The organism is Cytobacillus sp. NJ13 (assembly GCA_030348385.1).
Lineage (GTDB): Bacteria > Bacillota > Bacilli > Bacillales > Cytobacillaceae > Cytobacillus.
In genome coordinates this window covers 1,705,344-1,720,235 of sequence record JAUCFP010000006.1, presented here as the reverse complement: position 1 = coordinate 1,720,235, position 14,892 = coordinate 1,705,344, and the positions used below count along the sequence as shown (strand labels likewise).

The 14,892-nt window shown below is 41.0% G+C and carries 18 protein-coding genes; all 18 read left to right on the top strand.

The genetic code is table 11. From position 1 onward, the window contains the following. The first annotated feature begins 8 nt into the window (after positions 1-8). Positions 9-620 (top strand): hypothetical protein, encoded by a 612-nt coding sequence (locus QUF73_08310; GenBank protein ID MDM5226214.1) that lies wholly within the window; start codon positions 9-11, stop codon positions 618-620. A gap of 29 nt (positions 621-649) precedes the next feature. Beyond that, positions 650-1,903: a flagellar hook-length control protein FliK gene (locus QUF73_08305; GenBank protein ID MDM5226213.1), complete on the top strand. Its 1,254-nt coding sequence runs from the start codon at positions 650-652 to the stop codon at positions 1,901-1,903. Positions 1,904-1,915: 12 nt separating this feature from the next. Next, complete coding sequence (gene flgD / locus QUF73_08300) at positions 1,916-2,368, top strand: flagellar hook assembly protein FlgD (protein ID MDM5226212.1); 453 nt, start codon at positions 1,916-1,918, stop codon at positions 2,366-2,368. A gap of 14 nt (positions 2,369-2,382) precedes the next feature. After that, positions 2,383-2,772, top strand: coding sequence for a TIGR02530 family flagellar biosynthesis protein (locus QUF73_08295; protein MDM5226211.1), 390 nt, complete (start codon positions 2,383-2,385; stop codon positions 2,770-2,772). Between the two features lie 77 nt (positions 2,773-2,849). Continuing rightward, on the top strand, positions 2,850-3,656 hold the full coding sequence (gene flgG / locus QUF73_08290) for a flagellar basal body rod protein FlgG (protein MDM5226210.1): 807 nt from the start codon (positions 2,850-2,852) through the stop codon (positions 3,654-3,656). A 54-nt stretch (positions 3,657-3,710) separates the two neighbouring features. Next, positions 3,711-3,935 carry a flagellar FlbD family protein gene (locus tag QUF73_08285; protein MDM5226209.1) on the top strand — a complete coding sequence of 75 codons (225 nt, stop codon included), beginning with the start codon at positions 3,711-3,713 and terminating at the stop codon, positions 3,933-3,935. Then, on the top strand, positions 3,922-4,350 hold the full coding sequence (gene fliL, locus QUF73_08280; protein MDM5226208.1) for a flagellar basal body-associated protein FliL: 429 nt from the start codon (positions 3,922-3,924) through the stop codon (positions 4,348-4,350). Before QUF73_08285 ends, fliL begins: the two co-directional genes overlap by 14 nt. Positions 4,351-4,390: 40 nt before the next feature. After that, positions 4,391-5,389: a flagellar motor switch protein FliM gene (gene fliM / locus QUF73_08275; protein ID MDM5226207.1), complete on the top strand. Its 999-nt coding sequence runs from the start codon at positions 4,391-4,393 to the stop codon at positions 5,387-5,389. After that, positions 5,379-6,677 (top strand): flagellar motor switch phosphatase FliY, encoded by a 1,299-nt coding sequence (gene fliY / locus QUF73_08270; GenBank protein MDM5226206.1) that lies wholly within the window; start codon positions 5,379-5,381, stop codon positions 6,675-6,677. Before fliM ends, fliY begins: the two co-directional genes overlap by 11 nt. An 18-nt stretch (positions 6,678-6,695) precedes the next feature. Beyond that, positions 6,696-7,058 carry a response regulator gene (locus tag QUF73_08265; protein MDM5226205.1) on the top strand — a complete coding sequence of 121 codons (363 nt, stop codon included), beginning with the start codon at positions 6,696-6,698 and terminating at the stop codon, positions 7,056-7,058. 26 nt (positions 7,059-7,084) lie between these two features. Then, on the top strand, positions 7,085-7,771 hold the full coding sequence (locus QUF73_08260) for a flagellar biosynthetic protein FliO (GenBank protein ID MDM5226204.1): 687 nt from the start codon (positions 7,085-7,087) through the stop codon (positions 7,769-7,771). Next, a complete protein-coding gene (gene fliP, locus QUF73_08255) occupies positions 7,764-8,429 on the top strand; it encodes a flagellar type III secretion system pore protein FliP (GenBank protein ID MDM5226203.1) in 666 nt (221 codons plus the stop codon). Before QUF73_08260 ends, fliP begins: the two co-directional genes overlap by 8 nt. 17 nt (positions 8,430-8,446) lie before the next feature. Continuing rightward, on the top strand, positions 8,447-8,716 hold the full coding sequence (gene fliQ / locus QUF73_08250; GenBank protein ID MDM5226202.1) for a flagellar biosynthesis protein FliQ: 270 nt from the start codon (positions 8,447-8,449) through the stop codon (positions 8,714-8,716). A 4-nt stretch (positions 8,717-8,720) separates the two neighbouring features. After that, entirely contained in the window at positions 8,721-9,497 is a 777-nt protein-coding gene (fliR, locus tag QUF73_08245; GenBank protein MDM5226201.1) for a flagellar biosynthetic protein FliR, read from the top strand. 1 nt (position 9,498) lies between these two features. Next, entirely contained in the window at positions 9,499-10,584 is a 1,086-nt protein-coding gene (gene flhB / locus QUF73_08240) for a flagellar biosynthesis protein FlhB (protein MDM5226200.1), read from the top strand. A gap of 252 nt (positions 10,585-10,836) precedes the next feature. Beyond that, positions 10,837-12,873: a flagellar biosynthesis protein FlhA gene (gene flhA / locus QUF73_08235; protein ID MDM5226199.1), complete on the top strand. Its 2,037-nt coding sequence runs from the start codon at positions 10,837-10,839 to the stop codon at positions 12,871-12,873. Next, the gene (gene flhF / locus QUF73_08230; GenBank protein MDM5226198.1) at positions 12,870-14,018 is read left to right on the top strand and encodes a flagellar biosynthesis protein FlhF; all 1,149 of its coding nucleotides are present in this window, start codon (positions 12,870-12,872) and stop codon (positions 14,016-14,018) included. The genes flhA and flhF overlap by 4 nt, the downstream gene beginning before the upstream one ends. Beyond that, positions 14,015-14,887 (top strand): MinD/ParA family protein, encoded by an 873-nt coding sequence (locus QUF73_08225; protein ID MDM5226197.1) that lies wholly within the window; start codon positions 14,015-14,017, stop codon positions 14,885-14,887. The genes flhF and QUF73_08225 overlap by 4 nt, the downstream gene beginning before the upstream one ends. The last annotated feature ends 5 nt before the right edge of the window (positions 14,888-14,892 follow it).

Sequence of the window (14,892 nt, the reverse complement as noted above, 5' to 3'; positions counted from 1 at the left end):
GTGGTTAAATGGAAAGAATGCCAGAAGAACAAGAGACACCCAAAACAAGCAGGTTTCAATGGTTTATATTCGCTTTCTTGATCCCGATCCTTTTTGGAATAACTGTAGCCCTGCTCGTTTTCACATTATCAGGAAACAACATTTTTGAAACAGCCAGAGAATATAGCCAAAAGGTGCCATTTTTAGCTGCCATTTTTGATGAGAAAAACTCCCGTTCACAGGAAGTGATGGAGGAGCAGCTTATCGGACTGCAGGCAGAAGTTAAAGATCGTGAAGTAAGGATATCTCAGCTGGAAAGCCAGCTTGACAGCAAAGACTTGGAAATTGAGAGAGCAGGTCTTGAAAAGCAGAGGCTGGAAGACGAAATCAGCGAGCTAACGGCTATAAAGGAAGAAAACAAGCGGGCATTTAAAGATATCGTAAAGACCTATGAAAATATTTCCGCTAAAAAAGCAGCACCCATTTTAACTGAGATGAAGGATGAGGAAGCTGTAAAAATATTATCAAATGTTAATTCTGACGCGCTGGCTGCCATTATGGAGAAGATGAACCCGGAAGATGCCGCACGGTATACAGCACTCCTGACCGCAGCCAAAGAAAAAAGCGGATCGGATGATTAACACCAAGTTTTGAGAGGAGGTGAAACTAAGTGCAAATTGGAGGATTAGGATTTATTCAGTCACAATATTCATCCGAAGATAAAATATCTCTGCAAGATACAGGCAGCACTGGTTTTGGAAGTCTCTTCTTTGCTTTAACCGGTACCGCCAAACGGCAAGCAGAAAGCTTACCTGCAGCAGCTGATGGGGAGAAGAACGAACAGTTAAAAGAAATAATGGAGTTTCTTAAAGTGAGTGAGATCACCGAATTAGAAAACGGAAGAGAGCTGCTGGAGAAGATTTCCTTTCAAACAGAAACTGACATCATAGAGGTCATTTCAGAGCAGCTGAATCTTTCACAGGAAGAATTGGTGCAGATGCTAGAGGGTTTTATTGACCAGGTTCTGCCAGGTGTAAAGCTTGAAGATGTATATTCTATAGAAGATTTAGAAGATGTTGACAAAATCCAATTATTAATTTCAGCAATCTCAAATTTTGATCATAAAGAAGGTATGATCCTTCAGGGTAAAGATACTATCGGAGCATTAAAAGCTTTGAAATTGTATGACATTCTGTCTGCAAAGAAGGATTTTTTCAGCAGCAAAATAAATCTGAAGGAATTTCTAAATCATGTACAAGTAAAAGTTGAGGGGCTAATAAACAGTATTTCTGTTGATAAAGGCAGTATTATACAAAAAGTTTTTACCCCGCTAGCAAAGGAATTAAACACTATAAACCAACAAAATAACTCTGCTAATGAAATCTCGAGTCAGGCAGCCTCTAAAATCAATAACAGAGCAGAAACTGGTTTGCAGGGATTTATTCAGTTTCAATCATTCTCAAAATCGGAGCAGATGGCTCTGCTGAATCCGCTGGGAAGGACAGTAAGCGCAGATCAGCTTATGCAGCAATTTGAAAACATTTTATCCAAGAGCAGCTTTCTCAAAACGGGAGGAACACAAAAGTTATTTATCAAGCTGAATCCCGACCATCTTGGAGCGCTGCGCATAGAGCTTATTCAAAAGGAATCTGCGATGATTGCCAGGATACTTACATCAACTGGCTCAGCCAAAGAAATTCTTGATTCACATATAAATGGTCTAAAGCAGGCCTTCAGTTCACAAAACATTCAGATTGAGAGAATTGAAATCTCTCAGCAAATGACGCAGCAGGATCGCTCCTTTAACAGGGATCCCCAGCAGCAGGAACAGAGGCAGCAGCAGAACAAGGATGAAAATAATCCGCAGCCTGAGAGAGAATTTAACAGCTCGTTTGAAGAAGCTCTTCTTAATACAGAAGCATAGGAGTGATAGTAATTGGCAAACATAATAGATTCTTCCCTAATGCTATCAAACTACCAAAGCCAAACTCGAAAAACCGGCTCAGATATATTAGGCAAAGATGATTTTCTTAAGATTCTAATGACACAGCTGCAAAACCAGGATCCAATGAATCCTATGCAGGACAAGGACTTTATTGCGCAGATGGCAACCTTTTCGTCTTTGGAGCAGATGACTAATATGAATAAGACGATGGAGAAATTATTGGCTTTTCAGGAGCAGAACCAGCTAATGACTTACAATAACTTTTTAGGCAAAAATGTCACCTGGCATAAATTGACTGAATCAAGTGAACCAAACCAGGATCCAATTATTGAAGAAGGAACTGGAAGAGTAGTTTCTATCCAATATAAGAATAATTCAGCAGTATTTATTTTGGATGATGGAACGAAGCTTGAACCTGCAAATATTTCTCAACTAAATGAATAAAAGGAAGTGAGTGGGTGGATAAACTTATTTTTCGTCCGATCCACACCCAGCCGGTAATTACACCAAAAGGGAATGCAGTTCAAACTTCTAAGCAATCACATACTAAATTCTCTGCCCACCTCCAAACAGCCTTGCAGACTGAAGGCAATTTAATTGTCAGCAAACATGCAAAGCAGCGGCTTGAACAGAGAGGTATACATATAAGTGCAGAGCGGTGGAAGCAAATTGAAGATAAGTTACAGGAAGCCAAGGAAATGGGTGTTAAAGAATCCTTGGTATTGCTCGATAACGCAGCACTTGTAGTCAGTGTTAAGAATAATACAGTAATCACTGCGATGGATCGTAAAGAATCTCGAACACAAATATTCACTAATATTGATGGAACTATAATTCTGGATCAATAAAAACAATGGCTGGACCTTTTTAAGGAAGCCTTAGCTGCCGACTGACAGAAGCAGCATAAAAGAGAGGAGCAAAATTAATGCTACGTTCAATGTATTCAGGTATAAGCGGGATGAAAAACTTCCAGACAAAGCTGGATGTTATTGGGAATAATATTGCAAATGTAAATACATTTGGATATAAAAAAGGTCGCGTGAATTTTAAAGATATGGTAAGTCAGACTATTTCAGGTGCAACAGGAAGTGGAGATAACTCGGGCGGTATAAATCCCAAGCAGGTAGGTCTTGGTTCGCAATTATCCTCTATAGATACAATTGATACACAGGGGAGTCTGCAAACCACTGGCCGTGTATTGGATATAGGGATTCAAGGGGATGGCTACTTGATGGTTCAGCGAGGGAATAACACCTATTATACCCGCGCTGGAAATCTGTATCTTGATGATGATGCTAATCTCGTTACGGCATCAGGAGATAAAGTAAAAGGAGCTGATGGGGCAGCTATCCAATTAAACGGTGGGGATGCTACCGTTATTAAGAGCTTAAGTATATCGAATGACGGAACTATAAACTTCTTAATAGACGGGAACGATACACTGCAGTCTGCCGGACCAATTGGAATAGCACGCTTTAATAATAATGGAGGTCTTGAAAAAATTGGAGACAATCTATATAAGGACACTGTAAACTCAGGCGATGCAGTCCCATTAACCCCTGGAGAAGACGGTGCAGGAGTACTGGTTTCTGGGACCCTGGAAATGTCCAACGTAGACCTATCAGAGGAATTCACTGAAATGATTACAGCACAGCGCGGGTTTCAGGCAAACACACGGATCATTACAACATCAGATGAAATCCTGCAGGAGCTTGTTAATTTAAAACGATAATCTAAAGGAGGGTCAGGGCTGGAGGCACAGGATCTTTAGCCCTGAAAATGAACATTGATTAAAGTATCTCGCCTGAACGGCAAATCTTTTGTATTAAATGCTTTGTACATAGAAACAGTAGAGTCTTTTCCAGATACGACGATTACGCTCACTAATGGAAAGAAGTATGTTGTAAAGGAATCTGAAAATCAAGTCATGCAATCGATTTTAGGATTCTATCAATCTGTTAATCTTCTGGGGCAGCAGCTGGCGGAGGGAAATGAAAATGAAGAACAATAAGCTGTTAATGATAATGTTAATGATGCTTGTAGCGATCACACTTGTAGGAGCTATTGCCCTGGTGATTGTAATGAAATTTTCGGGTGATGATGAAACAAAAGAGCCAACCATTGATGAAGTGCTGGAGGCCTCTGTTGATATCCCGCAAGTTACAGCCAATTTAGCGAGTGATGATTATATCAGGATATCTTTTAAAATCCAGACTGAAAACAAAAAAGCTAAAGAGGAATTACAGAAAAGAGATTTTCAGGTGAAAAATCTCATCATTCAGGAATTGTCTGAAATGAAAGCAGAGGATATACAGGGGAAAGAAGGCCAAATCAAGCTGCAGGAAGATTTGAAAACCAAGATAAACGGTTTAATGCAAGAAGGAAAGATCGTTCAGGTGTACATTACTGAATCTCTCCTCCAGTGATAACCAATTAACTAACTGCAATAGATGGAGGTGAGGATTCATGTCAGGTGAGGTTTTATCGCAAAGCGAGATTGATGCACTGCTTTCCGCTCTATCTACCGGAGAAATGGATGCAGATGAACTGAAAAAAGAACAAACAGAGAAAAAAGTAAAAGTTTATGATTTTAAGAGAGCATTAAGATTCTCAAAAGATCAAATTCGCAGTTTAACAAGAATACACGAGAATTTTGCCAGGCTCTTAACCACCTTTTTTTCTGCCCAGCTGAGGACATATGTGCAGATATCGGTTGCTTCTGCAGATCAGATACCATATGAGGAATTTATCCGGTCCATCCCGAAAATGACAATACTTAATGTAATTGAAGTGCCGCCTCTGGATGGAAGAATTCTAATGGAAGTGAATCCAAATGTCGCATATGCCATGATGGACAGGCTGATGGGCGGCAGGGGGACAAGCATAAATAAAGTTGATAATTTAACAGAAATTGAAACAAAAATCATGTCTGCTACTTTTGAAAGGGCATTTGAAAACCTAAGGGAAGCCTGGAGCACAATCGCGGATATTGATCCGCTTTTGGCTGATTTTGAGGTGAATCCGCAATTTCTGCAAATGGTCTCTCCAAATGAAACAGTCGTAGTTATTTCATTAAATACGACCATTGGGGAAACGAGCGGGATGATTAATATATGTATACCTCACGTCGTTCTCGAGCCCATTATTCCCAAGCTGTCTGTACATTATTGGATGCAGACGGACAAAAAGGAAAGGGAGCCGGAGGTCATTGCCCGGCTTGAACGAAATATTCATAAAGCGGAAGTTCCAGTCATATGTGAACTCGGCAGTTCCGACATAGCCATTCAGGATTTCTTATCTCTTGATGTTGGAGATGTCATTGAGTTAAATCAGGGGATTGACCAGGCGCTCACAGTAAAAGTCGGGAATATTCCAAAATTCATCGGACAGCCAGGAAAAATGAACAAAAAAATGGCCGTGCAAATTTTAGACACTGTGAAAGGGGGAGATGAGGATGATGAGTGATGATATGCTTTCGCAAGATGAAATTGATGCTCTGTTAAGGGGAGCAGCTGACGACAGCGATGAAACAGAAAGTTATAATGAGGCATTTTTTCAAACTGAAGATTATCTGTCACATATGGAGCAGGATGCGTTAGGGGAAATCGGCAATATCTCATTTGGGAGCTCTGCAACAGCATTATCTACTTTATTGAATCAGAAAGTTGATATCACAACTCCAGCTGTTTCAGTTGTTTTGCGTCAGAAATTAGCTGAAGAATTCCCACATCCTTATGTAGCAATTCAGGTGAATTATACGGAAGGTTTCTTCGGAAGCAATTTGCTTGTAATTCAGCAGTCGGATGCAGCCATCATTGCTGACTTGATGCTTGGGGGAGATGGAACCAACCCGGCTGATCTAATGGGTGAAATTCAGTTAAGCGCGGTTCAGGAGGCAATGAACCAGATGATGGGTTCTGCAGCAACTTCGATGTCAACCATCTTTGGAAAAAAGGTTGATATTTCACCCCCTGCAATCGATATTCTTGATTTGCCGCAGGGAGAAGGTGCTGATCGAGTTCCTGCTGATGACATGCTTATAAGGATTTCGTTCCGATTAAAAATAGGAAGTCTGATCGACTCAAATATTATGCAGCTGCTTCCTCTGGAATTTGGCAAAAGCCTAGTAAATGAATTATTAAATCCTGGTCAGGAGCTTCCAGCAGATAGCGCTGTTTCAGAAGAGAAGCCAGCAGCGCAAAGACAGCCCGATTATCAGGAAAGCCATCTTTCGTTTGATAAGAAAACTGAAGGACACTCAAGCGGATTTGACCAGCCACACACTCAAACAGGTTATTCCGGAGAGCAGCCGGCATATTCACAGCCGGTTATGAATCAGGCATCAAACCTTCAAAGCTATATACCGGCTCAAAACCAGGCACAGCAATCCGGTCCACAGCATTTCGGAGGCTCTTATTCAAATGGAGTGCAGCCGAATGTACAGCCTGCAGCCTTTTCGAGCTTTGAACCATACCACATGCAGGAACATGAAACAAAGAATTTAGATATGCTTTTGGACATACCGCTTCAGGTAACGGTCGAACTCGGAAGAACCAAACGTTCCGTTAAGGAAATTCTTGAACTGTCTTCAGGATCGATTATTGAACTGGATAAACTTGCTGGTGAACCTGTTGACATTCTGGTGAATAGCCGATTAATCGCCCAGGGGGAAGTGGTTGTCATTGATGAAAACTTTGGTGTGAGGGTTACAGATATTATCAGCCAGAGCGACCGAATAAAAAAACTAAGATGATAAGCGGGGGTTATTAAAGTGGCACATAAAATTTTAATAGTTGATGATGCAGCTTTTATGAGAATGATGATAAAAGATATTTTATCCAAGAATGGCTATGAGGTAGTGGGTGAAGCTGCTGACGGTGCACAAGCTGTTGAAAAATATAAGGAAACTCAGCCTGATCTTGTCACAATGGATATTACTATGCCGGAAATGGATGGAATTACAGCTCTAAAAGAAATCAAAAAATTAAATCCGAGTGCAAAAGTCATTATGTGTTCTGCTATGGGCCAGCAGGCAATGGTTATTGATGCCATTCAGGCTGGCGCTAAGGATTTTATCGTAAAACCTTTCCAGGCTGATAGAGTTCTTGAGGCAATTGGCAAAACTTTGGGCTAGTGATTATTCTTTTTAGAGGGTGCAAAATGGTGTTGAATGTAAAGAAAGTGATTTCTTTGCTGCTGTTGTTTTCAATTGTTCTGCCGGGCGTGCAGCCGCTGGCCCAGGCAGAGCAATTGAATAATAGTGTTAAAGAATGTATGGAAAATCCTAATGAATGCGAGAAGCAGGAAACAAAGGAATCAAAAGATTCAAAGACAGACGAAGGGCAGACTCAACAGGATGAAAGCGGCACAATTGGTCTTACTTTTTGGGACTTTATAAAGATGATTTTAGCAACAGGCTTCACTATTGGACTTTTGTATGCTCTTTTAAAGTTCATTAACAAAAAAAGTAAGGTATATAACAGGTCGCAGTTAGTTGAAAACCTCGGCGGTACAGCTTTAGGTGCGAACAGGTCAGTTCAGCTGATAAAAGTGGGAAATCGCATTTTTGTAGTAGGGGTTGGAGAAAATATTCAGCTGTTAAAAGAAATAGACGATTCGGAAGAATACAGTCAAATCATCAAAGAGCATAATGACAACCTGGAACAGCTTATCCGTCCAAGCGATATTGTGACAAAGGTGATGAAAAGAACACAGCAAACAGTAGGAAGCAAGCAAGGCAGCCCAAACTTCAGCACGCTGCTCGGGATTCAGCTGGATGATATCAAAAAGGGCAGAAAAAAACTGTTTGATGAGTTAGAAAGAAAGGGCCAGAAGAAAGATGAATGAATTCATGGAGTTTTTTAATAGCAGTTCTCCTGAAAATGTATCTGCATCTGTGAAGCTTTTTTTATTGCTGACGGTACTTTCTCTCGCGCCCAGTATTCTAATTTTAATGACGTGCTTCACAAGGATTGTCATCGTTCTTTCCTTTGTCAGAACGGCGCTGGCTACTCAGCAAATGCCGCCGAATCAAGTTTTAATCGGCTTATCCTTGTTCCTGACATTCTTTATAATGGCACCTACGATGCAAGAAGTGAATGATCAGGCTTTAACACCTTTATTTAATGAAGAAATAAATCTGGAAGAAGCTTATGAAAAAGCTTCAGTCCCTTTTAAAGAGTTTATGAGTGCCCATACAAGACAGAAAGATTTGGCTTTATTTCTTGAATATTCCGGGGCGGAAGCTCCAGCTTCCATTGAAGATATCCCGCTTACGAGTCTTGTTCCGGCATTTGCCATAAGTGAAATCAAAACAGCTTTCCAAATTGGATTTATGATTTTTATTCCATTTCTCGTAATCGACATGGTTGTAGCCAGTGTATTAATGTCCATGGGGATGATGATGCTTCCTCCGGTCATGATTTCTTTGCCGTTTAAAATATTATTATTTGTACTTGTAGACGGCTGGTATTTAGTAGTTAAATCCCTTTTACAAAGCTTTTAAGCAGGTGAACATTCAGAATGACTCCAGAAACAGTTATATCCATTGCAGAAAGAGGGATTATCACCGTACTTTTGATTTGCGGTCCCTTGCTAATTCTTGCTCTAGTAGTCGGCTTGGTTGTCAGCATCTTTCAGGCAACAACTCAAATTCAGGAACAGACGCTGGCTTTTATTCCTAAGATCGTAGCGGTCCTTGTAGGCGTTGTTTTCTTTGGGCCATGGATGCTTAGTCATATGCTCTCTTATGCAAATGAAATTTTCTCTAATTTGACCAGGTTTGTTGGCTGATGACATGTTAGATTTTCTGCCTTCTTTTCCTGCCTTTTTACTAATTTTTGTAAGGGTGACATCTTTCTTTTTAATGATGCCCCTTTTTTCATACAGATCCATCCCTGCGGCACATAAAATTGGCCTTGGCTTCTTTCTGGCATGGATAATGTTCTTGGGAATGGATGTGCCGGTGCTTGAAATTGACGGCACTTATTTTCTTTTAATAATCAAAGAAGCATTAGTAGGGCTGATGGTCGGATTTATTGCGTATTTGATTCTTTCTGCGATTCAAATTGCGGGGGGATTCATTGATTTCCAGATGGGTTTTGCCATTGCAAATGTCATTGATCCTCAGACAGGTGCGCAAAGTCCATTAATGGGACAGTATTTGTATACGATAGCTCTCTTTTTTCTATTAACTGTCAATGGGCACCATTTAATGCTTGATGGAGTGTTCTACAGCTACCATTTTATCCCTCTGGATCAGGCATGGATTTCTTTCGGGGATGAAAATATGGCTGAATATGTAATAAAAGCCCTGAATACGATGTTCGTTATTGCCTTTCAGATGTCCATTCCTGTTGTCGGCAGTCTATTTCTTGTAGATGTCGCATTAGGGATTGTTGCCAGGACAGTTCCACAGCTAAATGTCTTTGTCGTCGGCCTGCCTTTGAAAATTGGCGTTAGTTTTATTGTTCTAATCATTGTTATGAGCGTGTTAATGTATGCTGTCTCCCTTGCGTTTGAAACGATGCTGCAGACAATGAGAGGGCTTATGGAGCTTATGGGAGGTTCTTAGAATGAAGTTATTTCTCTCTTTAGATCTCCAGCTTTTTTCCGGAGAAAAAACAGAAAAAGCCACACCGAAAAAGAGGCAGGATTCCAGAAAAAAAGGACAAGTAGCAAAAAGTCAGGATGTAAATACAGCCATCGTCCTTCTTGCGGTGTTTCTGTTTTTGCTGTTTGCCGGATCCTACTTGAAGAATATCATCCTATATATTTTTACGCACTCATTTAATGATTATATGATGATGCCGCTGACAGAAGCGAATATACAGGTAATCTTTCTCGATGTCTTAAAAGAATTGGTACTTTTTTTAGGTCCAATCATGCTGGTTGCCATGCTGGCAGGTATTGCTGCTAACTTCATGCAGGTGGGCACTCTTTTTTCAACAGAAGCTATACAGCCTAAATTGGAGAAAATGGATCCAATAAAAGGATTCAAGCGGATTTTTTCCATGAGAGCGATTGTGGAGCTGCTGAAGTCGATGCTCAAAATTGCTTTTGTGGGTGTCGCTGCGTTTGCTGTTTTATGGTTAAGAATAGACGAAATATTAATTCTTTCTCAAAAATCGGTTGGAACGGCGATGGTCACACTTGCCAGCCTGACCGTTCAAATGGGTTTAATTGCTTCGGCGGCACTCCTGTTTTTATCCGTCCTGGATTATCTATATCAAAAATATGATTTTGAAAAGAACATCCGAATGTCAAAACAGGATATTAAAGATGAGCACAAAAATATTGAAGGGGATCCATTAATTAAATCCAAGATTAAACAGAGGCAGCGGGAAATGGCGATGAGAAGGATGATGCAGGAAGTCCCTAAAGCGGATGTGGTCATCACCAATCCAACTCATTTTGCCATAGCCCTGAGCTATGATGAATCCAAAAGTGATGCTCCCATTGTAGTAGCAAAAGGCGTTGACTTTGTTGCTCAAAAGATTAAATTAATCGCAAAGGAACATGATGTGATCTCTGTTGAAAACAGGCCGCTTGCCAGGGCTTTATATAGCCAGGCGGAAATAGGGCAGGCCATCCCTGAAGAATTTTTTAAAGCTGTCGCAGAGATATTAGCTTATGTGTACAGAACAAAAAACAAAATTTAGCCAGAGAAATATTTATTAGAAATAGCTAGTCTTAGGAAGCTGATGAATGGCTGCCAAGGCGTTTCCGCTTTTTGTAAAATAAGAAAGTATTGATCTTTGAACTGTGATAACTGTCTAGCTCCAGCGCCTACCCCCTCGAGGTCACAAGCCAATCCTCCCAAAAAGGCAAAGAACACCTTTCCGGGAGGCTCGTCTTGTGCTTGTCGGGGGTGAGCAAGGCGCTTGCGCTTTTCTTGTAAGGAGAGAGTTTCGATGCAAGTAAGAGACTTATCGGTATTGATGAGTGTAATTTTAATAGTAGCCATGCTGATAATACCTTTTCCACATTGGCTTTTAAGTGTACTGATAATCATTAATATTGCGCTTTCACTCATGGTTTTACTGACAGCTATGAATATGAAAGAGGCGCTCGAATTTTCCATTTTCCCTTCGCTAATATTATTGATGACATTATTCAGACTTGGGCTGAATGTTTCTACAACCAGATCGATTCTGTCAGAAGGAGATGCAGGAAAAGTTGTTGAAACTTTTGGCTCTTTCGTAACGGGGGGAAATGTTCTTGTCGGGCTGGTTGTCTTCCTAATCCTCATCATTATTCAGTTTATCGTTATTACGAAGGGATCTGAGAGAGTCTCTGAAGTAGCAGCGCGTTTTACACTTGATGCTATGCCGGGTAAACAGATGAGTATCGATGCAGACTTGAATGCAGGGATGATTTCTGAGCACGAAGCCCGTGAACGCAGAGAAAAAATAAGCCGAGAATCCGATTTTTACGGTGCCATGGATGGTGCCAGTAAGTTTGTAAAAGGGGACGCCATTGCTGGAATCATCATTACGATAATTAACCTTTTATTTGGTGTGGTCATTGGGATGATGCAGATGGGGCTTCCCTTTGCAGAGGCAGCCATGAAATATTCAACATTAACAGTCGGGGACGGTCTCGTCAGCCAAATCCCGGCACTCCTAATTTCCACTGCAACGGGTATTGTGGTTACAATGGCAGCATCTGATGGAAATATTGGTAAAGATATTACTTCCCAGCTGTTTGCTTATCCGAAAATGCTATATGTCACTGGCGGAACTATTATTCTTTTAGGTTTACTGACACCAATCGGGCTCGTGCTGACTTTGCCGATTGGCGGCTTAATGATTTTCGGAGGTTACACGATTGCAAAGACTCCCCAGCCTGATAAGGAACAATTGCTGGAGATGGAAGAAGAAATTGAAACCGATGAAATGAAAAGTCCTGAAAGTGTGGTTAATCTTTTAAATGTAGACCCAATTGAATTCGAGTTTGGCTATGGGCTAATCCCTCTTGCCGATACGAATCAGGGAGGTGACCTTCTGGACAGGATTGTTATGATCAGAAGGCAGCTGGCGATCGAATTGGGGCTTGTCATACCTGTGGTAAGGATACGTGACAATATTCAGCTGCAGCCGAATGAATACAGATTGAAGATTAAAGGAAATGAAATGGCACGCGGCGAGCTTCTGCTCGATCATTATTTAGCCATGAGTCCTGGTATTGAAGATGATAGCATCGAAGGTATTGATACGATTGAGCCATCATTTGGTCTGCCGGCAAAATGGATAACAGAAGAAATGAAAGAGCAGGCAGAAATATTTGGCTATACAGTCGTTGACCCTCCATCTGTTGTTTCTACTCATATTACAGAAGTAATAAAAAGCAATGCCCATGAGCTATTAGGCCGCCAGGAAACAAAACAGCTGATTGACCATGTCAAGGAAAGCTATCCAATCCTTGTTGAAGAGGTGACACCAAATCCGTTGTCAGTGGGTGAAGTTCAAAAGGTACTTGCGAAATTATTAAGGGAAAACGTTTCAATCCGGAATTTGCCGGTTATTTTTGAAACGCTGGCTGATTTCGCAAAATCTACAAGTGATACTGACCTGCTAACCGAGTATGCCCGTCAGGCTTTGGCCAGACAAATTACCAACCAGTTTTCACAGCAGGGTGACTCCATAAAAGTCGTAACCCTGTCAGGGAAGGTCGAGAAATTGGTTGCAGAAGGTGTTCAGCAGACAGAGCATGGCAATTATTTATCCATGGACCCAACAGTATCGCAGAATATCCTGGAATCCATTGCTTCCCAGGTGGAACAGCTTTCACTGTTGGAACAGACTCCAATTGTCCTTTGTTCTCCAGCGGTAAGAATGTATGTAAGGCAATTAACAGAAAGGTATTTTCCGCAAATACCGATTCTTTCCTATAACGAACTGGAAGCAAATGCGGAAGTTCAAAGTGTCGGGGTGGTGAATATTGATTGAAGGTAAAAAAGTTTATGGCAGCATCGATGCCTGATGCGATGAAACAAATCCGTGCGGAGCTAGGCAAGGATGCTGTAATTCTAAATTCAAGAGTAGTATATACCGGCGGAGTCCTAGGCTTTTTTAAAAAAAGGAATATTGAAGTGATGGCCGCGGTGGACTCGAGTCAGGAATTAGAGCAAAAGCCTGCAGTAAAGTCCGCAGCGGTCCCGGCTCCTTCAGACCATACCAAGGGGAATGCAGGAGAAGCTCGATTTTCCAGCTTGAAAACTTCAGATGAGCTGATTAGAGAGATAAGCAGCCTGAAACAGATGATGTCCTCTTTGGCCAGTTCACACCAGGCAAGTCCTGTTTACCCGGAAGCGATAAGAAAAGTCCTGCTCATTCTTGATGAACAGGAAATTGAAAAGTCCGTTCAGGATCAGGTGCTTCAAGCATTGCTTGAAAAGTGGTACCTGTGCGGTGCGAACGCTAAGGATTCTGAAATAGAGGCCTGGCTGCACGATGAACTTATAAAGCAAATTGAGGATATTCCATTCGGCGGGATTTCTTTCAGCAAAAAATATATCAATGTAGCAGGCCCAACAGGAGTTGGAAAAACCACTACATTGGCGAAAATGGCAGCAGAGTGTGTAATTAAACATAAAAAAAAGGCTGCATTTATCACAGCTGACACTTATAGGATAGCAGCAATCGATCAATTAAAAACCTATGCAAGTATCCTGAATGTACCTTTGGAAGTTTGCTATACAATAGAAGATTTCAGACATGCAGCCGATAAACTGAAAGAATATGACGTGGTTTTAATTGATACAGCAGGGCGGAATTTTAGAAACCAACAGTATGTAGATGATTTAAAGAATGTCATTGATTTTGAGAATGAGATGGAAACCTTTTTAGTGCTTTCGCTTACCGCGAAACAAAAGGATATGGAAGATATATATAACCAGTTTTCCATTATTGACATAGATAAGCTTATCTTTACAAAGGCAGATGAAACGGCAACTTATGGTTCCATGTACAACATAATTCATAAATACAAAAAAGGTGCCGCTTATATTACAATCGGACAGGATGTTCCTGATGATATCCTGATGGCAGGGCCAGAGGTTATTGTTAAACAACTAATGGGGAATAAGAAATGAACGATCAGGCTGAAAGGCTAAGAGCCAGGCTGAAAGAAGAAGACAGCCGAAATCATCAAGTTAAAACAATAGCAGTTGTAAGCGGAAAAGGGGGAGTAGGGAAATCCAATTTCTCATTGAATTTTTCCATTTCCCTATGCAAAACCGGCCAAAGGGTATTGTTATTCGATTTGGATATTGGTATGGGGAATCTTGAGATTCTAATGGGAAGGTCGGCTAAATATTCAATTGCTGACTTTTTAGAAAAGAATATCCCGCTGAAAAATATTATTTCTGAGGGGCCTCATGGACTTGACTATATTGGCGGAGGGACTGGCCTTTCGCATTTTGTGAAACTGGATGATGAGCAAATTTCAAGATTCACAGGAGAACTTGCTGATCTCATCCAAAAATATGATTATATCATCTTTGATATGGGTGCAGGCATTACAGAAGAATCGGCGAAGTTCATACTCTCAGTCCAGGAAATTGCGGTTATTACTACACCTGAACCAACGTCTATCACTGATGCATACTCTGTAATGAAGCATATACATCTTTTGGATGCTAAGATTCCATTTCATTTGGTCATTAATCGATCTGAAGGAGAGAGAGAAGGGCAGGAAACGTATAAGAGGATTTCTGCTGTCGTATCAAAATTTTTAGGGAGGGAGGCTGACCTCTTAGGAATCATTCCTGATGATCGCAGCATACAGCAGGCTGTTAAACGGCAAATCCCTTTCATTCTGCATCAAGGGAATTCAGCGGCTTCAAAAGCAATTCGGAATATGACTGAGAAAGTTGGCGGCAGGCCTGTCAGCCATACTGGTGAACTCCATTCTGCCCAATTTATTTCAAAACTGAAAAAATTTCTTTTTAATAGGGGGTGAATCAG